Origin of the sequence: Janibacter terrae NBRC 107853 (genome assembly GCF_001591405.1) — a bacterium.
In the GTDB taxonomy this organism is placed as follows: Bacteria; Actinomycetota; Actinomycetes; order Actinomycetales; family Dermatophilaceae; genus Janibacter; species Janibacter terrae.
Window position 1 is genome coordinate 994,416 of sequence record NZ_BCUV01000007.1, and the last position, 25,345, is coordinate 1,019,760.

The 25,345-nt window shown below is 71.8% G+C and carries 25 protein-coding genes and 1 pseudogene; 17 read left to right on the forward strand and 9 right to left on the reverse strand.

What is annotated here, in order from left to right:
* Positions 1-58: 58 nt before the first annotated feature.
* Together JT1_RS14455 and JT1_RS14460 are read left to right on the forward strand one after the other, a co-directional pair.
* Positions 59-985, forward strand: coding sequence for a hypothetical protein (locus JT1_RS14455; protein ID WP_068327938.1), 927 nt, complete (start codon positions 59-61; stop codon positions 983-985).
* Between the two features lie 5 nt (positions 986-990).
* Complete coding sequence (locus tag JT1_RS14460; protein WP_169702020.1) at positions 991-2,328, forward strand: hypothetical protein; 1,338 nt, start codon at positions 991-993, stop codon at positions 2,326-2,328.
* A gap of 191 nt (positions 2,329-2,519) precedes the next feature.
* Here the strand turns inward: JT1_RS14460 and JT1_RS14465 are convergent, their stop codons facing one another.
* Positions 2,520-2,738 (reverse strand): Rv3202a family protein, encoded by a 219-nt coding sequence (locus JT1_RS14465; protein ID WP_068327945.1) that lies wholly within the window; start codon positions 2,736-2,738, stop codon positions 2,520-2,522.
* A 155-nt stretch (positions 2,739-2,893) separates the two neighbouring features.
* Here JT1_RS14465 and trxA point away from each other — a divergent pair.
* A pseudogene (gene trxA, locus JT1_RS18995) lies at positions 2,894-3,247 on the forward strand (thioredoxin); the annotation flags it as partial.
* Positions 3,248-3,280: 33 nt separating this feature from the next.
* Entirely contained in the window at positions 3,281-3,583 is a 303-nt protein-coding gene (locus JT1_RS19000; protein ID WP_255218349.1) for a rhodanese-like domain-containing protein, read from the forward strand.
* 22 nt (positions 3,584-3,605) lie between these two features.
* Here JT1_RS19000 and JT1_RS14475 read toward each other — a convergent pair whose 3' ends face one another.
* Positions 3,606-4,778 (reverse strand): ScyD/ScyE family protein, encoded by a 1,173-nt coding sequence (locus tag JT1_RS14475; protein ID WP_169702021.1) that lies wholly within the window; start codon positions 4,776-4,778, stop codon positions 3,606-3,608.
* A 118-nt stretch (positions 4,779-4,896) separates the two neighbouring features.
* Between JT1_RS14475 and JT1_RS14480 the strand changes: the two genes are divergently transcribed.
* A complete protein-coding gene (locus tag JT1_RS14480; protein ID WP_068327951.1) occupies positions 4,897-5,097 on the forward strand; it encodes a hypothetical protein in 201 nt (66 codons plus the stop codon).
* Positions 5,098-5,110: 13 nt separating this feature from the next.
* Here the strand turns inward: JT1_RS14480 and JT1_RS14485 are convergent, their stop codons facing one another.
* Complete coding sequence (locus tag JT1_RS14485) at positions 5,111-5,377, reverse strand: metal-sensitive transcriptional regulator (protein ID WP_068327954.1); 267 nt, start codon at positions 5,375-5,377, stop codon at positions 5,111-5,113.
* Positions 5,378-5,408: 31 nt separating this feature from the next.
* Entirely contained in the window at positions 5,409-5,810 is a 402-nt protein-coding gene (locus JT1_RS14490) for a DUF302 domain-containing protein (RefSeq protein ID WP_068327957.1), read from the reverse strand.
* 76 nt (positions 5,811-5,886) lie between these two features.
* Here JT1_RS14490 and JT1_RS14495 point away from each other — a divergent pair, with 76 nt between their 5' ends.
* The 8 genes from JT1_RS14495 (at position 5,887) to JT1_RS14530 (ending at position 11,416) form a co-directional block, all read left to right on the forward strand.
* Complete coding sequence (locus tag JT1_RS14495) at positions 5,887-7,263, forward strand: MBL fold metallo-hydrolase (protein WP_068327960.1); 1,377 nt, start codon at positions 5,887-5,889, stop codon at positions 7,261-7,263.
* A 34-nt stretch (positions 7,264-7,297) separates the two neighbouring features.
* Positions 7,298-7,486 carry a DUF8730 family Cys-rich protein gene (locus tag JT1_RS14500; RefSeq protein ID WP_068327968.1) on the forward strand — a complete coding sequence of 63 codons (189 nt, stop codon included), beginning with the start codon at positions 7,298-7,300 and terminating at the stop codon, positions 7,484-7,486.
* Between the two features lie 70 nt (positions 7,487-7,556).
* Positions 7,557-8,366: a sulfite exporter TauE/SafE family protein gene (locus JT1_RS14505; protein ID WP_068327970.1), complete on the forward strand. Its 810-nt coding sequence runs from the start codon at positions 7,557-7,559 to the stop codon at positions 8,364-8,366.
* Between the two features lie 25 nt (positions 8,367-8,391).
* The gene (locus tag JT1_RS14510) at positions 8,392-8,982 is read left to right on the forward strand and encodes a rhodanese-like domain-containing protein (RefSeq protein ID WP_068327972.1); all 591 of its coding nucleotides are present in this window, start codon (positions 8,392-8,394) and stop codon (positions 8,980-8,982) included.
* A gap of 24 nt (positions 8,983-9,006) precedes the next feature.
* On the forward strand, positions 9,007-10,368 hold the full coding sequence (locus JT1_RS14515; protein WP_068327974.1) for an MBL fold metallo-hydrolase: 1,362 nt from the start codon (positions 9,007-9,009) through the stop codon (positions 10,366-10,368).
* Positions 10,369-10,401: 33 nt separating this feature from the next.
* On the forward strand, positions 10,402-10,671 hold the full coding sequence (locus JT1_RS14520; protein WP_068327976.1) for a type II toxin-antitoxin system VapB family antitoxin: 270 nt from the start codon (positions 10,402-10,404) through the stop codon (positions 10,669-10,671).
* Positions 10,668-11,057, forward strand: a complete 390-nt coding sequence (locus JT1_RS14525; RefSeq protein WP_068327979.1) for a type II toxin-antitoxin system VapC family toxin — start codon at positions 10,668-10,670, stop codon at positions 11,055-11,057. Before JT1_RS14520 ends, JT1_RS14525 begins: the two co-directional genes overlap by 4 nt.
* Positions 11,058-11,077: 20 nt before the next feature.
* Positions 11,078-11,416 (forward strand): TraR/DksA family transcriptional regulator, encoded by a 339-nt coding sequence (locus JT1_RS14530; protein ID WP_068327981.1) that lies wholly within the window; start codon positions 11,078-11,080, stop codon positions 11,414-11,416.
* A 12-nt stretch (positions 11,417-11,428) separates the two neighbouring features.
* Here the strand turns inward: JT1_RS14530 and JT1_RS14535 are convergent, their stop codons facing one another.
* The 3 genes from JT1_RS14535 to JT1_RS14545 form a co-directional block, all read right to left on the reverse strand.
* Positions 11,429-13,522 (reverse strand): heavy metal translocating P-type ATPase, encoded by a 2,094-nt coding sequence (locus JT1_RS14535; RefSeq protein WP_068327983.1) that lies wholly within the window; start codon positions 13,520-13,522, stop codon positions 11,429-11,431.
* A 185-nt stretch (positions 13,523-13,707) separates the two neighbouring features.
* Positions 13,708-15,522, reverse strand: coding sequence for a calcineurin-like phosphoesterase C-terminal domain-containing protein (locus JT1_RS14540; RefSeq protein WP_068327985.1), 1,815 nt, complete (start codon positions 15,520-15,522; stop codon positions 13,708-13,710).
* Positions 15,523-15,677: 155 nt separating this feature from the next.
* On the reverse strand, positions 15,678-16,430 hold the full coding sequence (locus JT1_RS14545; protein WP_068327987.1) for an IclR family transcriptional regulator: 753 nt from the start codon (positions 16,428-16,430) through the stop codon (positions 15,678-15,680).
* Between the two features lie 89 nt (positions 16,431-16,519).
* On the opposite strand from JT1_RS14545, the gene JT1_RS14550 reads away from it, so the two are divergent.
* The 4 genes from JT1_RS14550 (at position 16,520) to JT1_RS14565 (ending at position 24,274) form a co-directional block, all read left to right on the forward strand.
* Positions 16,520-17,878 (forward strand): SLC13 family permease, encoded by a 1,359-nt coding sequence (locus JT1_RS14550; RefSeq protein WP_068327989.1) that lies wholly within the window; start codon positions 16,520-16,522, stop codon positions 17,876-17,878.
* Positions 17,875-19,290 (forward strand): acyl-CoA synthetase, encoded by a 1,416-nt coding sequence (locus tag JT1_RS14555; protein ID WP_068327991.1) that lies wholly within the window; start codon positions 17,875-17,877, stop codon positions 19,288-19,290. The genes JT1_RS14550 and JT1_RS14555 overlap by 4 nt, the downstream gene beginning before the upstream one ends.
* Before the next feature lie 122 nt (positions 19,291-19,412).
* Complete coding sequence (locus tag JT1_RS18745; protein ID WP_068327994.1) at positions 19,413-20,789, forward strand: HNH endonuclease signature motif containing protein; 1,377 nt, start codon at positions 19,413-19,415, stop codon at positions 20,787-20,789.
* A 200-nt stretch (positions 20,790-20,989) separates the two neighbouring features.
* Positions 20,990-24,274: a DEAD/DEAH box helicase gene (locus JT1_RS14565; protein ID WP_068329311.1), complete on the forward strand. Its 3,285-nt coding sequence runs from the start codon at positions 20,990-20,992 to the stop codon at positions 24,272-24,274.
* 38 nt (positions 24,275-24,312) lie between these two features.
* Here JT1_RS14565 and JT1_RS14570 read toward each other — a convergent pair whose 3' ends face one another.
* Both JT1_RS14570 and JT1_RS14575 read right to left on the reverse strand, forming a co-directional pair.
* Complete coding sequence (locus JT1_RS14570) at positions 24,313-24,798, reverse strand: pyridoxamine 5'-phosphate oxidase family protein (RefSeq protein WP_068327997.1); 486 nt, start codon at positions 24,796-24,798, stop codon at positions 24,313-24,315.
* Positions 24,799-24,984: 186 nt separating this feature from the next.
* Positions 24,985-25,329 (reverse strand): DUF2200 domain-containing protein, encoded by a 345-nt coding sequence (locus JT1_RS14575; RefSeq protein ID WP_068328000.1) that lies wholly within the window; start codon positions 25,327-25,329, stop codon positions 24,985-24,987.
* Positions 25,330-25,345 lie beyond the last annotated feature (16 nt).

Here is a 25,345-nt window from a genome sequence, read left to right on the forward strand (position 1 = left end):
ACTGAGGTTGCTACCCCGATTGTTGCGTGCAAGTTGGGTTTGGCGTCCCGGAGCGGGAGTGGTCGTCGCCACCGTGCTGATCCTGGTCAGCTATGTGGTTGTGACGTCCTGGGGCCTGTCGCGAGAGCAGGTCCTTCAACGGGACTTCTCCGACCGGGAGGCGGTCGTGCGAGTGAATGCTCCGATCGAGCCAGGGGCGAACCGATCGCTGCGGACTATCCGCGAAAGCGCCAACGGCGCTCCTGTGGTCCTGCACTCGGCGAGCGTGCGTGTGTCCGATGACCCGGACAAGCGTGTGCGCTATCAGGAATCGGATTGGTCGGCAGCGCCCTTCGGATTCAACGTGGTCTCTGGTCATTGGCCCACGAGCGCCGGAGAAGTGGTCGTTAGCCAGGATCTCGCCTCCGCGGCCGACGACGCACTTTCCTTGTTGTCAGACACGGTCGACGTCCGCGTGGTGGGAGTCGCGGACGACGCCTACAGCGACGGTGCGTTCATCTTGGCGGGGCCGGGTACGTGGGAGTCGTTGCCCCCTGAGGCGCGGACCGCGCGCGCCGGCCTGGTCGCATCGGCGTCCGTCCTGACTTCTCAGAAGGAGGCGCGGACGCTCGTCGCAGAGTTCCGGAAGCAGCAGGTGTCCGCCCAAACGGACCGTGCCACCAGCGTTACCGCAGAGGAGAGCTGGATCAATGCATCGCCCTTCGCCTTTGTCGTCCCTGCCCTGCTTGTCCCGATGCTCGCGGTGGCCCTCGGTGTTGGCGCTGGCAGAGCGCGTCAGCGGGCCTTCGTTCGGCGCGTCCTTGAGGTCGGGGGACAACGGAGCACTGCCCTGGGGATGGTTTCGTCCGCGTTCCTCGTGGTCGTGACTTTGGGCGTGCTCGCGGGATACCTCCTGGGTTGGGGGCTGGGTCACCTAGCGCGGCCCGTTGCCGAGAGCTGGAATGACCGTGCGCTAGCCCATTTCCTGGGCTGCTGGGGCCGGTAGCGGTGATGGCCGTCAGCGCGTTGATTGGTTTGGCTGCGGGCATGCTCCAGTTGCGGCCGCCACGCACCGGAGTCGGGGCCTCGCGCAGGGCGAACCCGGCCATCAGACGGTGGGCGGCCCTGGCTCTGGCGTGCGCGGCGGTGGTCGTCGCGGCCTGGACCAGCAGTGCAGCTCACGCCATGGTCGTCGGCGCGTTCACCCTGATTGCCATCGCACTGGTGACCCCGGAAATCGTCTCGGTCGTCGCTCGCAAGGTCGAGCGACCGACACCCCACTGGCGACTGGCGTCGCGACTGTTGCGGGCTGATCGCGCGGTGACAACAGAGATCGTCTTGACGATGGTCGTCCTTGCCCTCCCTCTCACCACCGCGGTACTCCTGACCACGTCGGGGTCGTCGGCTCGTGCGGAGACTCTCGCGCCTGTCGGTCCGGGTCAGATCTTGGTCGCGGGCGAAGGGGGGCTTGCCGCCCCGGCCCCATCCGCGGTGAGCAAGACGGTGGCCGGAGCGTTGGATACGTCCTCGGGAGTTGCCTCCAGCAAGCTCTTCGTCACGGACAACACCTGGTACGAAGTCGGGCCTGGCAAGAACGCCTCTGTCATCGCTGTGTCCACGGTTGATGATGTCGAGACAGTGTGGGGCGCACCGCTCTCGGCCGGACAGAAGTCGACTCTCGAGCAAGGCGGGGCGTTGGTGTGGGAACCCGGCGCCGATCTCCAGATCAACGGCCGCATGCCGTCGCCACCCGTGAAGACCGCCGCCTATCAGCCCACCGAGGAGTGGGCTACTCAGACGGGTGCTGTGATGCTCGCTGAGCCTGCCCGAGCCCAGGGGGTGAAGTTGCGATCAGGAGGCACCGTTTACGCACACGTGACGACTGATGCCGCTGACCGTGCGGTAGCGGCTGTCCGTGAGGGGGGCCTTGACCAAAGTCTTCTTCAGCGGCACCACGCACCTCGCCAATTACTCGCGCCGGCGGTTCTCATCGCAAGCGCGGCCCTGTTGGCGATCCTCATGCTTGGTATCACGGCGATCTCTTCGCACGCTCGCACTGCGTCGCTACGCCGCCAGTTCGGACGGATAGTCGCTGTCGGAGCCGACGGTGGAGTCGTCCGCAGAGTGCAGCTCATCACCCAATGGGTGATCACTGCTCTCGCCATCGTAGGAGCCAGCCTCGTGACCATGCTGACCGTCGCGGTGATGCTCTTTCGTCTAACTGGGACCAGCGTCAACCCACCCTGGGGCGTATTGCTGCTCCTCGTAGCCGCCCTCATCGTCGCTCAGTCGTCAGCCTCGCTGGTCGCGCTCCGGCAACTGAGGCCAGAAGTGCTACGGGGGACCTGACCCCTGTGCCTGATGGCGCCCCAGCAAGCAGGCGGCGCATACATTGCACTCCCACCACGCTCAGGCCCGGTCTGTGCAAAGTAGGCCGCGTGTCGAGTGCAATCTGCGCTGCATCTCGACACTGATGTCGAGATGCACGGTGCGTGACGCTACGTAACGGGAGGAACCTCCCTCTCGCGGTCCCATCTGGCTCACCCCTGGTCTCGCTCGTCCTCACCGTCCGGGATCATCTGCGACTGCTCCCAGACATCGGCCGGGTCGGCGTCCTGGACCTGACCAACCGGCTCGTCGGGCAGGTCCACGCCCACCTCGTCGTCCGTGCCGACCGGCCTCTGCTGGTCGAGGGCATCGGCCTCGGGGACGTCGTCGGGCAGGTCTCCCGCATCGGGGTCGGGTGTCCGGGTGCTCATCTGGTGCCTCTCTCCCGCGGTCGGTCCACGTGCCCCGAGGCTAGCGAAGGGGGCCGCCCGGGTCGATGCGCCGGCCCTCAGTCTGCATCGGCACCCGCACCGCCCTTGGGGCGTGGCTGACACGATACCCCCCAGGGTATTGATAGGATGAGCTCATGACGACCAAGGACCTGACCCGCAGCGACTTCGAATCGACCATCCTCGACAACGACATCGTGCTCGTCGACTACTGGGCGGCCTGGTGTGGCCCGTGCCGCTCGTTCGCGCCCGTCTACGAGGCGGCCTCCGAGCAGCACCCGGACGTCGTCTTCGGCAAGCTCGACACGGAGGCCGAGCAGGAGATCGCCGGCGCCGCGGGCATCAGCTCGATCCCCACCCTCATGGGCTTCCGCGAGGGGATCCTCGTCTTCTCGCAGCCGGGAGCCCTGCCCGCCACCGCCCTGGAGCAGGTCATCGAGGGGATCAAGGGTCTGGACATGACCGACATCCGGCAGGAGGTCGCCCGGCAGCGCGAGCTGCTCGACCTGCCTCGGGAGGTCGACCTGGAGACCTTCGCCACCGCGCTCGCGGCTGGCGCCACCGTCCTCGACGTGCGCGAGCCGGACGAGTACGCCAGCGGACACGTCCCCGGAGCCCGCCCCGTCCCGCTGGGGTCGCTCGAGGGCGCGCTCGACGAGCTCCCTGCAGGTGGCGCCGTCTACGTCGTGTGCGCCACCGGCGGCCGCAGCGCGTCAGCTGCTGACGCGCTGCGGCGAGCCGGCATCGAGGCCTACTCCGTCGCGGGCGGGACGACCGGCTGGCAGGCGAGCGGCCGGGAGGTCTCTGCGGGCGAGCTGCCGAGGTGACCCCGGTCCGCTCGTGACCGGGTCAGCGCAGGTGGAGGGCGATCACCTGCCCGCCACCGGGAGCCACGCTGCCGGTCGTGACGTAGCCGGTCCTGCCCGTGATCGCGATGCCGTACGGAGCGAAGAGACCCCCGGCGACGACACTCGCGTGTCCGCCCCCCTTCGGGATCCGGACGACGGAACCGATCGGTCCGGTGAGGAGGCCCTCGGAGGAGATCTGCACGGCGTACAGGTGGCCACCCGGCCCGAAGGCGAGGTCGGTGACATTGGTCAGGCCACTCGCGTAGACGCTCACCCGACCCTGCCTGTCGACCCTGTAGATCTTCGCCAGGCCCTTTTCGAAGGGGAAGCCGGTCAGCTGGCTGACGTACAACGCCCCGTCCGGGCCGGAGACCACCGACGTCGGCACGGCCTGGGCCGGGATCTTGGTCCCGGGCGGCAGCCCGAGGAAGTCCGGCGCGGTGGCCATCTGCTCGGGGAAGATCGCCCGGGTCTTCATGCCTCCGCTCTTGGAGACCTCGACGAGGTCGTTACCGCCGGCATCGGCGACGACGTAGCCCGATCCGACCTTGGTGAAGCCGCCCGGGTTGCTGTCCGGCCCATCCGCCGGAGGGGCCGGGTTGGTCGCGGCCTCGTGGCCGGCGAGGTCGGCGAGGAGGTGGGTCCTGGACGAACCGATCGTGCCGGTGCGCAGCGTCCCCATGTCGCGAAGTGCGGGGTACTGCGTCCGGATGGCCGGGTCGTTGCCGAGGCCGATCGTCACGACGAGGCGCTTGGAGCCCCGGAGAACGACGTCACCGGGCCCGATGGCCTGGGAGCCGGGCGGCGGAGCCTCGGGGTCGGTGGACGGAGCCGACCCGAGGGACGGCAGGCCGGTGAGGACGCGCTTCTGGGTGCCGTGCTTGACGTCGACACGGGTGACCGCTCCGGTCCTGCCATAGCAGACCCCGCCCTCGGGGCCCACCAGACAGGGACCGGCTCCGCCGGTGCCCGCCTCGGCGACGAAGAGGTTGTGACCCGGGCCGACCGACAGGTGGCGAGGGTTGTCCAGGCCGCTGGCGACGACCCGGTAGCCGGGGTCCGCGGTGGCGGCTCCCGGGACAGCGACCAGAGCAGCGACGAGTGCCGCGCTGCTCAGGGTCGGGAGGATGAACCGGCGTGGGCGCCGGGAAGAACCTATTGACGACGTTGTCATGCTGTTCTCATTTCAAGGGGTCGAGTCGCCCCTGGGCGGGCGACCCGCGCCTCCAGAGTTCCACCGGAAGGGGGCCCTGCCAAGGGGCGACGGGGCCCGTGGATGGCAGGGTCTACCCATGGCCGTCAACCCCTCCCGTGTGTATGCCCGCCAGTTCGCCGAGCGCGCCGCGGCTCGCGCCTCGGGACCCGACTTCCTCGTGCTCGACGCGGGGGCAGGGTCGGCTCCCTACCGGGACGCCTTCAAGGACGTCCGGTACGAGAGTGCCGACGTCGGCGCGACCGAGGGCCAGGTGATCTACCGCAAGCCGCAGGAGTGACGTCGGCGTCGCATCAGGCGAGGGTCAGGAAGAGCTTCTCCATCGCGGCCTTGTCGTCCTCGTTGACCCCGTCGGGCGAGGTGAGGCACTCCTGCAGCCCGGACGCGACGATGGCGAAGCCGGCGCGGTCGAGCGCCCGGCTGGCCGCGGCCAGCTGGGTCACGACGTCCTTGCAGTCACGACCCTCCTCGATGAGGCGGATCACCCCGCCGATCTGACCCTGGGCGCGGCGCAGCCGGTTGATGACCGGGCCCATGTCCTCCATGTCCAACGTGACCATGTGTGTGTCTCTCTCCTCGTGATCGGCTGCGTCAGCCGACGCGGCCGGGCAGTGCTGCCAGGGCGGCGTCGAGCCGGGTGCGGGCCTCGGCAGCCACATCCTTCAGCTGCTCATTGTCCGTCACGCCGACCATCATGTCGGGGTCGACCGCCTCGACGACGGTGCGGCCCTCGCCGACGGCGCGGACGACGACGTTGCACGGGAGCAGCAGCCCGATCGAGGGCTCGATGGCGACGGCTCGCTCCGCCAGCTGCGGCCGGCAGGCGCCGAGGATCACGTGCGGCTCGATGTCGGCACCGACCTTGGCCTTGAGCGTCGCGGCCAGGTCGATCTCGGTGAGGACACCGAACCCCTGCTCGGACAGCGCGTCCCGGGTGGCGGCCAGCGTCTCGTCGAACGAGGCGTCCACCGTGGTGGTCATGGCGTACTGCATGTCGATCTCCCTTCGTCGTGCGATCTCTCCGACCGCATGTTGACAGCATACCCATGGGGGTATTAATTTGCTACCCATGGAGCCGACGATCATGACCATCGAGACCCCGAGCCTCGGGGACCGCTCGTACCTCGCGCACGACGGCGAGCTCGCCGTCGTCATCGACCCGCAGCGCGACATCGACCGCGTCCTGGAGGTGGCCGACGAGGCGGGCGTTCGCATCACGGACGTCTTCGAGACCCACCTGCACAACGACTACGTGACCGGCGGCCTCGCACTGGCCCGCCGCCTGGGCGCCCGCTACCACGTCAACGCCGCGGACGAGGTCTCCTTCGACCGTGAGCCGATCCGCGACGGTGACGTCGTGGAGGTGTCCGACGCGATGCGCATGCGTGCCATCGCCACACCCGGACACACCTTCACCCACCTCTCCTACGCGCTGGAGACCGGCGACGGCGACCAGGCCACGACCACGGCGGTCTTCACCGGCGGGTCGCTGCTCTTCGGCGCCACGGGCCGGCCGGACCTCCTCGGGGAGGAGCACACGAGCGCACTCGTCCACCACCAGTACGCCTCGATCCACCGTCTGGCGGACGAGCTGCCGGAGCAGGCCGACGTGCTGCCGACCCACGGATTCGGCTCCTTCTGCTCCTCCGGGTCGACCGGTGGCGCCACCGAGTCGACCATCGGCCGGGAGCGTCGGCTCAACCCGGCGCTCACGCAGGACGAGGAGCAGTGGGTCGCCGACACGCTCGCCGGCCTCGACGCGTACCCCGCGTACTACGTCCACATGAACCCGGCCAACGCCGCCGGGCCCGCCGAGGCCGACCTGCGGGCCCCCGAGCGCGCCGACAAGCAGACCCTGGCCGCGCGCATCGACGCCGGCGAGTGGGTCGTCGACCTGCGCACCCGGACCGCCTTCGCCGCCGGCCACGTGACCGGCACGCTCAACTTCGGTCTCGACGGCCAGTTCTCGACCTATCTCGGCTGGCTCATCCCGTGGGACGCGTCCGTGACCCTGCTCGGCGAGACCTCCGACGAGGTGGTCGAGGCCCAGCGCGAGATGACGCGCATCGGCCTCGACCGGATCGCCGGCGCCGCCACCGGTGGGCCCGCCGACTGGACCGACCGTCCCGTCGGCACCCTGGAGCGGGCGACCTTCGCCGACCTGTCACAGGTGCGCCACCACCGCCCCGTGCACGTGCTCGACGTCCGACTGGCCGGCGAGTATGCCGACGGTCACGTCGAGGACGCGCAGAACGTCCCGATCGGTGAGGTGCTCGACCGGCTCGACGAGATCCCCGAGCGCGAGCTGTGGGTCCACTGCGCGAGCGGTTACCGCGCGTCGATCGCGGCCTCCGTCCTCGCCGCCCGTGGGCGCCGGGTCGTCGTCGTCGACGACGACTTCGACAACGCCGCCCCCGCGGGCCTGCCCATGACCACCCCCGCCTGACCCCCCTTCCCCAATCCACACGAGGAGACCCACCATGTGCCGTCAAACCACCTGCCGTCAGTGCGGCAAGACCACCTGGGCCGGCTGCGGCCAGCACGTCGACCAGGTGATGCGGGGCGTGCCCGGCAGCCAGCGCTGCCCCGGCCACGCCACCCCGGCGAAGGGAGCCGGCGCCCCCGGCACCCCGCCCAACCTGCTCTCCCGCCTCATCGGGCGCGGCTGAGCCACCCAGACGCCGTCGGGGGCGGGTTCCCCCCTGCCCCGTCCCCGACGGTCCTACCCGGAGTCCTCACGTGCCCCTTGCAGTCATCCCCCTCGGTCTGGCCATCGGCCTCGCCCTCGGCGCCCTCGGCGGCGGGGGGTCCATCCTCGCCGTCCCCGCCCTCGTGCACGTCCTGGGGCAGGACCCCGTCACGGCCACGACCAGCTCGCTGATCATCGTCGGGATCACCTCCCTCCTCTCCCTGCCGGCGCACCACCGCGGCGGACGGGTGAGGCTCGGGCAGGGGCTGACCTTCGGCCTCCTCGGCACGGCCGGGGCGGTCGCGGGGTCGGCCGCCTCACGGCTGGTTCCCCCGGAGCTGCTGATGACCGCCTTCGCCGTCCTCATGGTCGTGGTCGGCACCCTCATGCTGCGACGCAGTCGCCGCGGCTCCGCCGCGGCGACCGAGGGTGACCCCGATGAGCCGATCCTCACCCTCCACCCCCTGACCTGTGCCTGCCCACGCCTGCTGAAGCTGCTGACCGCCGCCACGCTCGTCGGGCTGCTCACCGGCTTCCTCGGGGTCGGCGGCGGCTTCGTGCTCGTCCCCGTCCTCGTCCTGGTCCTCGGCTTCACCATGCCCGTGGCCGTCGGCACCTCGCTGCTCGTCATCGCCGTCAACAGCGCCACGGCGCTCGCGGCCCGGACGCAGCAGGGTGTCGGTGACCTCGACTGGCCGCTCATCCTCGGCTTCGCGGGCGTGGCCGTCGTGGGCAGCCTGGTCGGCACCCGCATCGCCGACCGGATCCCGGCCCGGGGGCTGTCGCAGGCCTTCGCTGTCCTCGTGCTCGTCATCGCCGCCTTCACCGCCGTGCAGTCCGTGCCGGCCCTCCTCACCTGACCACCCCCCTTCCCGAAAGGACCCCATGACCACCAGCACCACCACCCGACCCGCTACCCTCGATGCCGCGCAGGTGCGCGAGTGGATGGCCGGACCGACCGGCCCCCGCATCGTCGACGTCCGCACGCCGGGCGAGTTCGCCGACGTGCACATCCCCGGCTCCTACAACGTGCCGCTGGAGCTCCTCGAGGAGCACGGCCCTGAGCTGGCCGAGCACCTCGACGAGGACGTCGTCCTCGTCTGCCGCTCCGGGGCCCGCGCCTGTCGCGCGGAAGGTGCCCTGGCCGGTGCCGGCCTGCCCAACCTGCACGTGCTCGACGGTGGCATCACCGCGTGGGAGAGCGCCGGCGGTGACGTCGTCCGCGGCGAGGGGACGTGGGACCTCGAGCGCCAGGTGCGCCTCGTGGCCGGCTCGATCGTCCTCACCGGCGTGCTCGTGAGCGCCGTCCTGCCCCCGGCGAAGTGGGTCGCGGCCGGGATCGGCGCCGGCCTGACCGGCGCTGCCCTGACCGACACCTGCGCCATGGGGATGCTGCTGTCCAAGCTGCCCCACAACCGTCGCGACATGCCCGACCCCGAGACCGTCTTCGCGCAGCTGCGCGCCGACCGCGCCTGACGCCCCCCAGAAGGAGAACCCCCGATGATCCTCACCCAGTACTACCTCAGCTGCCTCTCGCACGGCTCGTACCTCATCGCCGACGAGGGCACCCGCAAGGCCGTCGTCGTCGACCCACGACGGGACATCAGCGACTACCTCACCGATGCGCGGGAGCACGACCTCGACATCGTCGGCGTCATCAACACGCACGTGCACGCCGACTTCGTCGCGGGTCACCTCGAGCTGGCCGCCGCGACCGGCGCGTGGATCGGCTACGGGCCGACCGCCGCCGAGCGGGCCGAGTTCGAGGTGCGCACCCTCGCGCAGGGTGACCGCATCGAGCTGGGCGACGAGGTGACGCTCGAGATCCTCGAGACCCCCGGCCACACCTGGGAGTCGATCAGCGTCCTCGTGCTCGAGCAGGGGAACCCGCACGCGGTGCTCACCGGTGACTCCCTCTTCATCGGCGGCGTCGGCCGCCCCGACCTCGTCGTCTCCGACGGGTCCACGCCGCAGTCCTTGGCAACGGCCATGTACAGCACCCTGCACGACGTGCTCCTGAAGCTGCCCGACGCGACGAAGGTCATGCCTGCCCACGGTGCCGGCTCCTCCTGCGGCCGCGGCCTGTCCGACGAGCTCGAGTCGAACATCGGGGCGCAGCGGACGACCAACCCCTTCGCCGCGACGATGCCGGTGGACGAGTTCGTCGGCATGGTCACCACCGGCCAGCCGTCGGCGCCGCCGTACTTCCAGGTCGACGCGGCCCTCAACCTGCGCACGCGCGAGCTGCTCGACCCGGACGAGACCGTCGTCCCCTTCACGCCCGCCGAGGTGCGCGCGGCGATGGCGGGTGGGGCCGTCGTCGTCGACACCCGCTCCCCGGAGGACTTCGCCGCCGGCCACCTCGTGGGCTCGCTCAACGTGGGGCTCGACGGACGCTTCGCCGAGACGGCCGGGATGGTCCTCGAGCACGGTGACGAGATCCTCGTCCTCGCCGAGCCCGGCCGGCACGAGGAGGCGGCGCTCCGACTCGCACGCATCGGCTTCGACGCCGTCGTCGGCCACGTCGAAGGTGGCCCGGCCGTCCTCGCGCAGCTGCCCGACCTCGTCACCTCGGTCGAGCGCGTGGAGGTCACCCAGTGGGACGACGTCGCCGATGGGACCCTCGTGCTCGACGTGCGCAACGCCGGTGAGCGCGAGGGTGACCAGGTCATCCCCGGTGCCGTCCACATCCCGCTGGCCGAGCTCGCCCGCCGTCACGAGGACCTCCCGACGGACCGGCCGGTGCTCGTGCACTGCGCCGGGGGCTGGCGCTCGTCGGTCGCGGCGAGCCTGCTGCGCGCGCGGGGGCACGACGAGGTGTGCGATCTCGTGGGAGGCTACGCGGCCTGGTCGGCACGGTAGACGTCTACCGCGCGTCGTGGGTAGATTGGTCCCATGGGGCTGAACATCAAGAACGAGCGGGTCCATGAGCTGGCCAGGCAGGCGGCCGCGGCTACCGGCCTGTCGCAGACCGGGGCCGTCGAGGAGGCGCTGAGGCGCCTCCTCGAGGACTACGGCGAGGACCCCGAGCGGCGGCGTCGTGCGGCGAAGGTCGACATCGTCCAAGGCATCGTGCGTGCCTACCTGGGCACGCCTGCCGATCCTGATCGTCAGATCGAGCGGGTCGAGGACCTCTTCGACGACCGGACGGGCCTGCCGCGGTGATCGTCGACTCCTCCGCCCTCATGGCGATCCTCGAGGACGAGCCCGGTGCGGGCGCCCTCGTCGAGGCGGCCCTCGTCGGGCCGTGCCGGATGTCCGTCGCCACCCGGCTCGAGGCGTCGATCGTCGCTGATGCACGGTCCGCGGCCCATGGTGCACGCCTGGACGAGCTCGTCGAGGCCCTCGACATCGAGGTCCAGCCCGTGACCGAGCGCGAAGGGGAGATTGCCCGCCGCGCGTACCAACGCTACGGGCGCGGGTCGGGCTCGCGGGCGCGGCTGAACTTCGGTGACTGCTTAGCCTATGCGCTGTCCGTCGTCGCAGGGGAGCCCCTGCTCTTCGTCGGCGACGACTTCACCCACACGGACGTGGTCCCGGCGGTGTCGTGACCCAGTGCCACGATGGCCCGATGGACGACGTGCGTGCGCGCCTGGACGCGGAGCGAAGGGAGACCCTCGCCCGCCTCACGACCCTCACCGGGGACTTCACGTCCCTGGTGGAGGCGAGCGAAGGGAGCAACGCCGACGACGAGCACGACCCTGAGGGGGCGACGATCGCCTTCGAGCGCTCACAGCTCGACGCCCTGATCGGTCAGGCCCGGGCGGCGCTCGTCGAGATCGAGGCGGCGACGGAGCGTCTCGAGGACGGCACCTATGGCACGTGCGAGCGGTGCGGCGGTCCCATCGCGCCGGGCCGCCTCGAGGCCCGGCCGACGGCCCGCACCTGCATCGTCTGCGCCGCGGGCTGACCGCGGTAGCCCTCAGGTGGACTCCCGCAGCTTCGCGGTGCTCGCCTCCGGTCGCAGGTCCAGGCGACGCAGCAGCTGCGCGTTGAGCGCGACGACGACCGTCGAGGCCGACATGAGGATCGCGCCGACGCTCATCGGCAGGACGACGCCGACCGGCGCGAGCACTCCCGCGGCCAGGGGCACCGACAGCAGGTTGTAGCCGGCGGCCCACCAGAGGTTCTGCTTCATCTTGCGGTAGGCCTCGCGGGAGAGGTCGATGACCGACAGGACCGAGCGCGGGTCCGAGCTGGCGAGCACGACGCCGGCCGACCCGATCGCGACGTCCGTGCCTGCGCCGATCGCGAGCCCGACGTCCGCCTGGGCGAGGGCGGGTGCGTCGTTGACGCCGTCGCCGACCATGGCGACCCTCCTCCCTTCGCCCTGCAGCTCGGCGACCTTGGCGGCCTTGTCCTCTGGACGCACCCCGGCGAAGACCCGGTCGATCCCGAGCTCTGCCGCGACGGCCTCGGCGACCGCGCGGGCGTCGCCGGTGATCATGACGACCTGGACGCCGACGGCGTGGAGCGCGGCGACGGCATCGCGCGACTCCGACCGGATCTCGTCGGCCAGGCGCAGTGCGCCGATGACCTCGCCGTCCGTGACGACGTGGAGGATGATCGCGCCCTCGCTGCGCCACGTCTCCGCGACCGGCAGCTCGGCCAGGCCGTGCTGCTCGAGCAGGTACGGCCCGCCGACCTCCACGGTGGTGCCGTCGACGACGGCCCGCACGCCGACGGCCGGCGACGAGGAGAAGTCGCCGGCCCGCTGGACGGTGAGCTCACGGTGCTGCGCGGCGGTGACGACGGCGCGGGCCAGCGGGTGCTCGCTGTCGGACTCGGCCGCGGCGGCGAGGGCCAGCACGTCGTCGCGGGTCCGGTCGCCGGCCGTCTCGATGGCGGTGACGGTCGGCTCGCCGAGGGTGAGCGTGCCGGTCTTGTCGAAGAGGACGGTGTCGACCGTGCGCATCGACTCCAGCGCCAGTCGGTCCTTGACGAGGACGCCGCCGCGGGCGGAGCGCTCGGTCGCGATGGAGACGACGAGCGGGATCGCCAGGCCGAGGGCGTGGGGGCAGGCGATGACGAGGACGGTGATCGTGCGGATGACCGCGTCGTCGGGCAGGCCGAGGAGGGACCACACGATCGCCGTGATGACGGCGGCGCCGAGGGCGAACCAGAAGAGCCAGCCCGCCGCGGTGTCGGCGATCCGCTGGGCGCGGGAGGAGGACGACTGCGCGTCGGAGACGAGCCGCTGGATCCCGGCGAGCGAGGTGTCGTCACCGGTCGCGGTGACCTCGACCCGCAGACCGGAGTCGGTCGCGACGGTGCCCGCCACGACCGCGTCGCCCGCGGAGCGGCGGACCGTGGCGGACTCGCCCGTGATCATCGACTCGTCCATGCTCGCCGAGCCCTCGACGACCCGGCCGTCGGCGGGGACGGAGGCGCCGGGCCGGACGACGACGACGTCACCGACTGCGAGGGACGAAGGGGGGACCGTCACGACCTCGTCACCCTCCACGCGCTCGGCCTCGTCGGGCAGCAGCGCGGCGAGCGAGTCGAGCGCGGAGGTCGTCTGGGCGAGCGAACGCATCTCGATCCAGTGACCGAGCAGCATGATGACGACGAGGAGCGCGAGCTCCCACCAGAAGTTCAGCGCGTGGTCGAGGGTGCCGACGCTCGCGCCCCAGGACGCGATGAAGGCCACGGTGATCGCGAGACCGATGAGCAGCATCATCCCGGGCTTGCGGGCGCGGATCTCGCTCACGGCCCCCGTGAGGAAGGGGGACCCGCCCCAGGCGTACATGACCGTGCCGAGCACCGGGGAGACCCAGCGCGCCCACCCGCCGTGCGGCAGGGCGTAGCCGATGAGGTCGGCGAACATGTCGTTGAACCCGACGACCGGCACGGCCAGCGCGAGCATGATCCAGAAGAGCCGGCGGAACTGCCCGACGTGGTCACCGTGGCCGGCGTGACCTCCGTGACCCGCGTGCTCGTCGTGGTGCTCGTGACCGGCGTGGGGGTCCGCGCGGTGCTCGACGGTGGCGTGGTGGGGGCCGGGTGAGCTGCTCATAGTGTGTCCAACTATACCCCTCGGGGGTATCTTCCCGAAAGGTGGCGCTGAGGCTCTTCCTCGACGGGCTGGAGCTGGCCGTGAGGGAGGGGACCGTCGGCGGTCCTGCGCGGTAGCCGGGTGACGAGCAGCGCGACGACGCCCGGAGCAACCAGCCCCGGGCGCCGTCACCTGCTGGTCGGGCCTCAGTCGGTGACCGTGAAGTCGATCGTCTCGGTGCTCACGCGGCCGTAGCGGTCGGTGCTCGTGACGGCCGCCGTGTGCTTGCCGGCCCCGAGGTCACCCGGCAGCTCCAGGCGCCACAGGTGCATGCCGCTCTCGGCGACGCTGCCACCGTGGACGAGCTGCTCCTGGACCGCGACCGGGTCGGACCAGAGGGCACCGACCCGCTTGGCCTCGCCGGCCATCTCCTGGGTGCGGGTGGCCCCCTTCGCCTCGCCGCCATCGATCGCGACGGTGACGTCGGTGCCGGTCGACCCCGCGAAGACGTCGGTGGTGAGGTACGTGCCGCCGGCGAGGTCGGTCGCGGAGACCTCGGTGGGCCGCTCGAAGGCGGGCGCCTTGCCGCGGTTGGCGCGGTTGGCGGCGAACCACTCGCGGTAGCGGGGCGAGTTGATGCCCACGGCCATCTGCTCGGACTCGTCGCCGCCGGTCACCGTGAAGCGCTCACTGAGCTGGTCGGGACGCGACTCGAGCGTGAGGACGCCGGGGCGGGCGCCGTCCTTCTGGATCGCCGTGGGGAAGCCCGCGTCGGTGACGCGACCGGAGTACCAGTCACCGGAGATCGCGCCCGCGGTGATGTGGTCGAAGGGAAGCTCCTCGACGCCCCACGTCTTTGCCCAGCCCTCGGTGGAGTCGCCGGCGCGCATGACCTCGGTCGTGTGGCTGTGGCCGCCGAAGCCGACCGCGTCGCGCTCGCCGATGAGCTCGTGGATCTCCTTGATCTCCTTGACCTGGTGCCGCGTCTGGCCCTGGTCGTGGTAGTTGAGGAGCGGGATGTGGGCCGCGAGGACGACCGTCTTGTCCTTCGGGGTCGCCGCGATGTCGTTGCGCAGCCACTCGAGCTGCTCCTCGCCGAGGCCGCCGGTGTAGGACTGGCCCGCGCGGTACTGGACCGAGTCGAGCGCGACGATGTGCAGGTCGCCGACGTCGTAGGAGTAGTAGTCGGCGCCGAACTGCGAGCGGTAGGTGTCGAAGCGGTTCTGGCTGTCCGCCGCGTCGAAGTCGAGGTCGTGGTTGCCGGGGAGCAGGCGGGCGGGACCGTTGATCATGCCGGTGAGCTCACGCGTCTGCGCGTACAGCGAGAGGTCGTCACCGACGATGTCGCCGAGGAAGAGCGCGCCGCACGAGGTGTAGTCGTCGCGGGCGGCGAGGTCGGCGAACGCGCCCTTGCGCGCGTACTCGACCTGCGTCTGGTTGTACGTCTGGATGTCGCCGCCCATGATGCAGTCCTGCTGGGGCTTCTTCGTCGCGGTGGACTGCGCGAGGGGGAAGTTCATGGCCTCCGGGGCCGGGCCGGTCGCCTCGATGCCGCCGTACTTCAGCTCCGGCGAGCCCTTCGGCAGGTGGACGTAGGAGAACTGCGCGATGTTGTCCTCGTCGACGGGGACCTCGTAGCCGGCGGGCTGGGTGACGAAGACGTTGGTGTTGTCGTCGACGGGCAGCTCGTAGCGACCCTTGGCGTCGGTCGTGACGACCTCGCGACCGTTGGAGACGGTGACGCCCTTGATGCCGCGCTCGCCGCGGTCCTGGGTCGAGTCCTTGTCGCGGTCGTCGAAGACGACGCCGTCGATCGTGTCCTTGGCCTCGTCCGTGCCGGGCACGACCTCGACCGCACCGCGGTAGGCGGTCTCGGACCAGGCGCTCGCAGGACGCTCGGCGGCGGACGAAGGGGAGGCCGTCGCGGTGGTCGCGAGGGGGGCCGCGATGGCGGCGGTCAGGCAGAGCGCGAGGGCGCCGGTGACGACGGGCGGGAGGATGCGTGGCGTGTGCAGGGGCATGGTGCGGGGCTCCTTGGTGGGGGGATGACCGTTCGTGGCGGCCGACTCGACGCTCCCGCGCCCGGGTGAACCGTCCCTGACGTCCGGGACGAGTCCCGGCGGCCCCTCGGGCCACGGCCGGTGAACTCCCGGCCAGGAAATGGTCAGCGCTCGGCTCAGAGGGCGCGGCCGATGCGGCCGGCGGCCGCCGCCACCTGGGCCCCGAGCCCGTCGAAACGGTCCGGGGTGATCCGGCTGCTCGGTCCCGAGACCGACATCGCGCCGACCGGGTGGCCGGTCCGGTCGATGATCGGCGCGCCCACGGCGGTGATCCCCTCGGACAGCCCGCCCGGGTTGATGGACCAGCCGCGAGCCCCGACCTCGGCGATGGCCGCGCGCACCGCGTCGGGGTCGACGAGGGTGTCGCGGGTCTGCGGCGCCAGGTCCGCGCGGAGGCGGTCGTCGATCTCCGCATCGCTGCAGGCCGACAGGTAGGCGAGGCCGGTGGCAGATGCGTGGAAGGGGATGCGGGTGCCGAGCGCCAGGAAGGCCCGGAGGCGGTGCGAGGTGTCGAGGCGCTCGAGCAGGACCAGCGCATCACCGTCCGGCACGGCGAGGTGGATCGTCTCGGTCGTCGCGAGCTGCAGCTCGCTCATCACCGGCAGCGCGACGTCACGCAGCCCGGACCGGCCGTCGACGCTGCGGCTGAGCCGGAGCGCCCGGTAGGTCAGGCCCCACCGTGTGGGCGACTCCTGCGTGGCCCGCAGCCACCCGATCTCCGCGAGCGTGGTGAGCATGCGCTGGGTGGTGCTCTTCGGCAGGCCGACCTCTCGGGCGAGCTCGGACAGCCCGACCGGCTGCAGGTCGGCGACCGTCTCGAGCACCCGGAAGGCGCTGACGACGCTGTGGGTGGGCTGGTTACCGGACATGTGTTGCTCCTCGGCGTGCTGGGCACTACGGTGCGTCTGGTCCAAACAATAGACCAACGGACCGCACAGTGGACCACAAAGGAGTGCCCATGCTCGTGCAGCTACTCGCCCTGGCGACCTTCGTCGCCGTCTTCGCCCTCGCGGCGATCCGCAACGTCAACATCGGGCTGGTGATGTTCCCCTTCGCCGCGGCCGTCGGCCTCGGGCTGGCCGACATGGCCCTCGAGGACGTCATCGGCGGGTTCCCGCTCTCGATCCTCGTCCTGCTCGTCGGCGTCACGTACTTCTTCGGCATCGCGCACAGCAACGGCACGATCGAGTGGCTCATCGACGCCGTCATCAGCCGCGTCGGAGGCCGGGACGGGCTCTTCCCTCTCGTCTTCTTCCTGCTCACCGCCGCGATCTCCGCGATGGGCGCCCCGCTCGGCGGCCTCGTCATGGCACCCGTGGGCATGACCGTCGCCGCGCGGCGCGGTCTCGACCCGATGCTCATGGCGCTGGCCATGGGTACCGGCCTGTCCGCGGGTGCCTTCGCCCCGACGAGCCTCTTCGGCATCATCACCTGGGGCACGGCCGACAGTGCCGGGATCGATCTCAACCCCATGCTGCTCTTCGGCCTGGCGCTCGCGATGAACCTCGTGCTCCTCGCCGTGGCCCACCTGATGTTCGGGCGTCGTCCTCGCCCGGTGACCGAGGAGCCTGCCGTCGCCGGCCCGACCGGAGGCTCCGGGACCGGGCGCGAGATCGGTGGCTACGGCCAGTCCTCGCTCCAGCTCAAGACGCAGGCCACGGCCGTCCGCGAGGCCGTCACCGACGGCACCGTCGCCCCGCCGACCACCCTGCAGGTCGTGACCCTCGTGGCGATGGCCGCCCTCGTCATCAGCGTGGTCGTCATCGCCGTCACGGGTGGCGAGCCGGACATCGGTGTCCTCGGCTTCGCGCTCGGTGCCCTGCTCGCCGTCATCGACCCGGCGGCCGGCAAGCGAGCCATGACCCGCATCGACTGGGGCTCCGTGCTGCTGGTCGGCGGCATCATCACCTACGTCGGCGTGCTCAAGGAGATGGGCGTGCTCGACATGCTCGGCGAGAGCGCCGCCGCCCTGGGCACCCCGATCCTCGCCGCCTTCCTCCTGTGCGTCGTCGCCGGGCTCATCTCCGCCTTCGCGTCGACGACCGGCATGCTGGCGGCGCTCGTGCCGCTCTCCCTCCCCCTCATCAGCGAAGGGGGAGTCCCCGGGTGGGCGCTCATCTGCGCCATCGGCGTGTGTGCGTCGATCGTGGACGTCTCACCCTTCTCGACCGTCGGCGCGACGTACGTGGCGACCGCCGAGGCGGAGGACCGGCCCCGGCTGACCTCCCTGCTCACCCGGTGGGGGCTCGCGATGGTCGCCGTCGGCCCCATCGCCCTGACGCTCCTGCTCATCCTCCCCGGCAAGGTGATCGCATGACCTCCTCCCTAATCCAGGGCCTGCTCGACGGACCGGACCGACCCGACGCCCTGACCGTCGACGGCACGACCCTCGGCAGCCACCAGCTCGTCGACGCCGCAGCGCGGTTCGCCGCGTCGCTGCCCGACGACGGCCCGGTCGCGGTGCGCGCCGAGCCCCGCGTCGAGACCGCGGTCGCGGTCATCGGCTGCCTGCTCGCCGGCGTGCCGGCCGTCCCCGTCCCGCCGGACGCCGGTGCCGGCGAGGTGCAGCACGTGCTCCGCGACTCGGCCGCGACCGCCTGGGTCGGGGCGGCGCAAGAGGGGGTGTCGCTCCCTTCGCTCCCGGTGGACGTCACGGGCGGGCGATCGCCCGGGCTGCCCCCGACGCCCGGCCCCGACCGGACCGGGATCATCCTCTACACCTCCGGCACGACCGGGGCCCCCAAGGGCGTGACCCTCAGCCAGGCGGCCATGGCCTCCGGCCTCGACGGCCTCGCCGAGGCCTGGGAGTGGACCGCCGACGACCTGCTCGTCCACGGTCTGCCACTCTTCCACACCCACGGGTTGATCCTCGGCATGCTCGGTCCGCTGCGCCTCGGCGGCCGGCTGCACCACACGGGTCGGCCGCGCCCGGAGCGCTACGCCGCCGCCCGCGGTTCGATGTACTTCGGCGTGCCCACGGTCTGGTCGCGGGTGGCCGCCGACCCGACCTCCGCCCGGGCGCTGTCCAGCGCGCGCCTCCTCGTGTCGGGGAGCGCGCCGCTGCCCGTGCCGGTCTTCGACGCGATCCGTGAGCTCACGGGGCAGGCGCCGATCGAGCGGTACGGCATGACGGAGACCATGATCACCCTGAGCACACGTGCCGATGGTGAGCGTCGCCGGGGCTGGGTCGGTCTGCCGGTCGGCGACGCGGAGACCCGCATCCGGACCGACGACGGACGTGCGGTGCCGGCCGATGGGGAGACGATCGGCCGGCTCGAGGTGCGGGGCTCCATGCTCTTCGACCGCTACCTCAACAGGGACGACGCGACGACTGCGTCCTTCACGCAGGACGGGTGGTTCGTCACCGGCGACATGGCCGCGTGGGACGACGGCGGGTTCCATCGCATCGTCGGCCGCGAGTCCGTCGACCTCATCAAGTCCGGTGGCTATCGCGTCGGCGCCGGCGAGATCGAGGCCTCGCTGCTCGGCCGCCCGGAGGTCGCCGAGGTCGCTGTCGCGGGCGTGCCCGACCCCGACCTCGGCCAGCGGATCGTGGCCTGGGTCGTGCCGAGCGGTCGGGCCGACGACACCGTCGCCGCGACCCTCGTCGCGCACGTCGCCGAGGAGCTCGCGTGGCACAAGCGTCCGCGTGAGGTGCGCTTCACGGACTCGTTGCCGCGCAACGCGATGGGCAAGATCCAGAAGAAGCAGCTGGACGGCGTGGTCTAGCTCCGGCCCGTGACTGCCGCGTAGGGCCCCGGGCCGGGTCCACAGACCCTGTGATCCCGGGTTGTTGTCCACACCGCGTGTCGGTCCGGTGTGATGCAGGTCATCGAACGTATGATCGAATCATGACAGCGACGCCGCTGCAGTACCGCGACACAGGCCTCATGGGTGGCCTGCGGGACGCGCTGCGCTCGTTGGTGTACTCCGACCCGGGCACGGCCTGGCAGCTGCCCGACCCGGACGTCGCGGACGGGTTGGCGTTGATCGGTCGGGCCCGGCAGCTGCTGGAGGTCGCCGAGGTGCAGCTGGTGCGCGAAGGGATCTCGCGGGGCCTGCCGGGCCATGGGTCGTGGTCGGCGCACGACTGGGTCGGGGTCAACGAAGGGCGCCGCGCGCCCCGCCCCTCGACCCAGCACGTCGCGCGGGTGGTGCGGGTCGCCGGCGCTGCAGGGGCGACGGGTGAGATCACGCAGGCCTTCGAGGCCGGTGACCTGCCGTTGAGCAAGGCCGACCAGCTGGTGCGCTTCCACGAGTCGGTGCGCCGGGTCGCCGACCCGGACCTCCTCGAGGAGGACCTGGCAGTCCTGACCCGGGCCGCCCGGGACGAGGTGCTGACCTCGCCCGACGGGACCCGGGTCACCGACCGGGTCGGCGGGTTGGACGAGAAGAAGCTCGCGGCCGCGATCACCCAGACCGGGCGGATGCTGCGCCCGGAGCAGGACCTCGACGACGAGGACGCCGCAGCCAGGGCCTCCCGGTCGTTGACCAAGGCCCCCGGGCCCTGCGGGATGACCCGCTACCGCGTCGACCTCGACCCCGAGGGCGCCGCCATCCTCGACGCCGCGCTGGCCGCGTTGTCCGCACCCGTCAAGGGGCCCGACGGCGCCCCGGACGAGCGCACCCCCGCCCGGCGCCGCGCCGACGCGCTGCTGTCGATCATCAGCCGCGGCGTCGCCGCCCCCGAAGGCGTCCCACGGGCCGACAAGGCCCAGATCCTGGTGACCATCAGCCTCCAAGCCCTCTCCTCAGCGCACGGCCGGTGCGTCGCCTGCGGGCAGGACCTGCCCGGCCACGCCCCCGACGCCACCGGCCAAGTGTTCGGCGGGGCAGCGTTCGACCCACCCAGCGGGGGCCACGCCGGCGGCCTGACCGCCACCGGCCAGGTCCTCACCCCCACCACCGTCCGCAAGCTGGCCTGCACCGCCGGGATCATCCCCGCCCTGCTGGGCACCGACCACGAACCCCTCGAGCTCGGCCGCACCACCCGACTGTTCACCCCCGGCCAACGCAAAGCCCTGTGGCTGCGCGACGGCGGCTGCACCTACCCCGGCTGCACCATGCCCCCGCAATGGACCGACGCCCACCACATCACCCACTGGGCACGAGGCGGGGCCACCGACCTGTCCAACGCCGCCCTCCTCTGCGAACGCCACCACACCCACGTCCACCAACACGACCTCACCGCCACCACCACCCCCCGCGGCGTCACCTGGCACACCTAGCGACCACGCGCTGTCCTGAGGTGCGACGAAGGAGCCTCGAAGGGCCCCGCCCCGGCCCCCACGGGCCGGGCCACAGGCATGCCGTGCCGTCCCCAGACCCGGCGGCACGCCCCCTTCGTCCACACGGAGCGGTCGGGCCGAGCGTTGACGGACGGCCTGCCTAGGGTGGGTTACAGGCAGTGGGCGAAGGGAGCAACGACGTGGTCTGGAAGGTCGAGTCCGCCGACTGGGTGCTGTCGTTGACGGACGACGACATCGAGGCGGCCACGGACGAGGGCACCTTCGACCGGGGGTATGGCTACGCCGAGGACGAGATGGTCACCCAGGCCGCGGCCCTCAACCGGGGTCGCGTCGTCGTCGCCACGGTGCTGGGGTCCGGCCACGAGTCCTACCAGACGATCGTCTCCCTCGAGGGCGACTCCCGGGCTCCCCGCACCGAGTGGAGCTCCCGGTGCAGCTGCCCGGTCGGCGCGCGCTGCAAGCATGCGGTGGCCGTCCTCCTCACCGTCCGCGACGTCCTCGGGGGCCCCACGGGGATCGACACCGCCCCCGCCGCCCCGTGGGAGGCGACCCTCGAGCGGCTGTCCGCGCCCGCACCGGTCGAGCCCCTGCGCGACGGCGACGTGCTGGCGCTGGTCTTCGAGCCGGTCATCGAACCCGGGCGGGGGAGGGGGGCGGCCGACTCCCGCAAGCTCCTCGTCCGGCCCACGCGGTGGACGCGACTGGGCCGGTGGGCCAAGAAGTTCTCCTGGGCGGAGGCCGACAGCGAGTCCTACAACGCCGTCGCCATCAAGCGGAGCCATCGGCGGGCGGTGCGGTTCCTCCTCGCCCTGCAGCACCCGGCCGCCGCCAGGGCCCGGTCCTACGCGGTCAAGGAGCCAGCCGTCCATCTCGACGCCTTCGGCGGGGAGGTCTGGATCGCTCTGCGTCGGGCCGAGCAGGCCGGTATCGCCTTCCTCGCGAGTGACGAGGGGCGCCCGGCGCGGCTCCTGGCCGAGCCCGTCGAGGCGGTCGTCGACGCCACCCGCGACGCGGACGGTGTGTGCCTGACGCCGAAGATCGTGTGGCCCGACCCCACGGTCGAGCCCGAGGACGTCCACCTCCTCGGTGACCCCGTCCACGGGCTCTCGGCGAGCGTGGACGGGGAGCTGGTCCTCGCCCCCTTCGCCGCGACGTTGGGGACGGGTACCACCGACCTGCTGCGCGGCGGCGAGGTGCTCGTCCCCGCGGCGGACGTCTACCGTTTCCTCGCGATGTACCTCGGTCGGCTTCGCGAGCAGGTCACGGTCATCTCGTCGGACGGCAGCGTGGACCTGCCCGAGCCGACCCCGCCTCGCCTGCACATCCGCGTCGGGGGCGAAGGGGAGGCTCTGCGCCTCGACCTCGGGTTCGTCTACGCGGCGGGCAGCCAGGAGCACGTCGTCCCGGCGGGCGCCGGCGGAGCCGTCCCGCGGGACGCGAAGGGGGAGCAGGCGCTGCTGACCGCGCTCGGCGACCTCCGCGAGGTCCCCGGGGCGGTCGTCCGCGCCACCGGCAGCACCCAGCGCCGCCTCGTGCCGCAGGTCCTGCTGCGCGGCGCCACCGCGATCGCCGTCGTCACCGAGGTCCTGCCCGCGCTCGAGGTCGACGAGCGGGTCGTCGTCGAGCACGGGGAGGACGTGCCGGCGTACGAGCACCTCGACGAGGAACCCGTCATCGCCGTGCACGAGGCGGGCCAGGCCGCCGGCTCCGACTGGCTCGACCTGCGGGTCAGCGTGACCATCGGCGAGGTGGCGGTGCCCTTCGAGCCGCTCTTCGCCGCTCTCGTGCGGGGTGAGGAGATCATGCTGCTGGAGTCCGGTGAGTGGTTCCGTCTCGACCACCCGGTGCTCACGGACCTGCGCGCCCTCATCGAGGAGGCCGGCGAGATCACCGAGCCCGAGGCGGGCGAGCTGCGCCTCAGTCGCTACCAGGTCGGCCTCTGGGACGACCTCTCCGGCATCGCCGACGTCGCGGTGCCCCGCGAGCACGACTGGCGGGCCCGCGTCGAGGCCCTGCGGGACCTCGACACCACCGAGCCGCCGCCGGTCCCCGATGGCCTGCGGGCGACCCTGCGGCCGTACCAGCTCGAGGGCTACCACTGGCTCACCACGCTGTGGGACGCCGGGCTCGGTGGGGTGCTCGCCGACGACATGGGCCTGGGCAAGACCGTCCAGACCCTGGCCCTGCTCGCCCGGGCCGCGGCAGCCGGCGAGCTCGACCGGCCGGTCCTCGTCGTCGCGCCCACGAGCGTCGTCGGGACGTGGGCGAGCGAGGCGCACACCTTCGTCCCCGATCTCGAGGTGCGCACCCTGGGCCGGACGAGCCGCACCCGCGGCCAGGACGTCGCCGAGGCGGTCGCCGGGGCACAGCTCGTCGTGACCTCCTACGCCGTCCTGCGCATCGACGCGGACGAGTTCGCCGCCGTCGACTGGCGCGGCGTGGTCATCGACGAGGCCCAGTTCGTCAAGAACGACCGGGCCAAGGCCCACCAGGCGATCAGGCGGCTGTCGACCCCCTTCGTCCTCGCGGTGACGGGCACGCCCCTGGAGAACTCGCTGATGGACCTCTGGTCCCTGCTCGCACTGGCCGCGCCCGGGCTGTACCCGCACAGGGAGCGGTTCGTCCGGGACTACCGCAAGCCGATCGAGTCGGGGGAGCGGCCCGAGCTGCTCGACCGGATGCGGCGCCGGGTCCGGCCGCTCATGCTCCGCCGCACCAAGGAGCAGGTGGCGCTCGACCTGCCGCCCAAGCAGGTGCAGGTGCTGCCGGTCGACCTCACGCCCGGCCATCGGCGGCTCTACGACAGGCACCTGCAGCGCGAGCGCAAGCGGGTGCTCGGCCTGCTCGCCGACCCCGAGGCCAACCGGGTCGCGATCCTCGCCTCGATCACCCGGCTGCGACAGCTGAGCCTGGACCCCGGGCTCGTCGACGACGAGCACCGCGGCCAGGTGACGTCGGCGAAGATCGAGCTGCTCGTCGAGCAGCTGCGCGAGCTCGGCGACGAGGGCCACCGGGCGCTCGTCTTCAGCCAGTTCACGAGCTACCTGCGACTCGTCCGTGAGCGGCTCGACGCCGAGGGCATCACGACCAGCTACCTCGACGGCGCCACGACCGACCGCGCCGGGGTCATCGACGAGTTCCGGACCGGTGACTCCACGGCCTTCCTGATCTCGCTCAAGGCGGGCGGCGTCGGTCTGACGCTCACCGAGGCGGACTACGTCTTCGTGCTCGACCCGTGGTGGAACCCCGCGGCCGAGGCGCAGGCGATCGACCGGGCCCACCGCATCGGCCAGGAGCGACCGGTGATGGTCTACCGGCTCGTGTCGACCGGCACGATCGAAGAAAAGGTGCTCGCCCTGCAGGAACGCAAGCGTGACCTCTTCCAGCGGGTCGTCGACGACGGAGGCGCGCTGTCCGGCGCGATCACGAACGAGGACATCCGGGCGCTGCTCGACGTCGAGTGAGCTCCGGCGCTCACTCGGTGGCGCTCACTCGGTGGCGCTCACTCGGTGGCGCTGCGCGGGGCCCGGGTCGCCGGCGTGCGCCAGACGTCCGGGTCGGCGACGGTGAACCGTCGGCCGGTCACCTCGCTCGGGGTGATCCGCACGAAGTGGCCCTTGTCGCCGGCCTGCCACGGGAAGATCGGCAGGTCCACGGTGTCCGTCAGCTCGTCGATCTCGCTGATGGGACGCGCAGCACCCTTGACGACGACGCTCCAGGCGCGACCGGTGTCGGGGTCGAAGCCGTCGGCCTCGAAGGCGACCCGCGCGGTGGACAGGGCTGCGAAGAGCTTGGTCCCCTGACCCGAGCGAAAGACGACGGTGCCGTGGTCGACGCCGAAGTTGATCGGGAAGAGGTCGGGATGGTCCTCGACCAGGACCGCCAGGCGGCCCACCGTGGTCGTGCGCAGCAGCGACCAGCAGGTGTCGTGGGTGAGGACTTCGACCGGGGTCGTGGGGACCATCTGCACCGCCTCCTGGGGGGACATCTCGAGGTTAGCGCAGGATCGGGCCGTCCCAGCCGGGTGGGTGGGCAGGCCGGGGGGGCCGGGTCAGCCTCCGTGCACGCGCACGCAGCAGCGTCCCTCACCGCTCGCCTCCTTCGAGGAGGACGAAGGGGGCGCCCGCGCCGCTCTCTCCGACGGCACCGAGGGAGGGCAGACCCTCGGAGCGGGTCAGCCGCGCAGGACCTTGGCCATGGCCTTGCCCCTGGCGAGCTCGTCGACGAGCTTGTCGAGGTAGCGGATCCGGCGCATCAGCGGGTCCTCGACCTCCTGCACCTTCACCCCGCACACCGACCCGGTGATGAGCTCTGCGTGCGGGTTGAGGGTTGCCGCGCCGAAGAAGTCCTCGAAGGTCGTGCCCTTGTCGAGGTGCCGCTGCAGGCTCGCCTGGTCGTATCCGGTGAGCCAGCGGATGACCTCGTCGAGCTCGGCGACGGTGCGCCCCTTCTTCTCCACCTTGGTCACGTAGTGCGGGTAGACCGAGGCGACGGGCGTGGTGAAGATCCGGTGGCTCACGGGTCGAGCCTAGGTC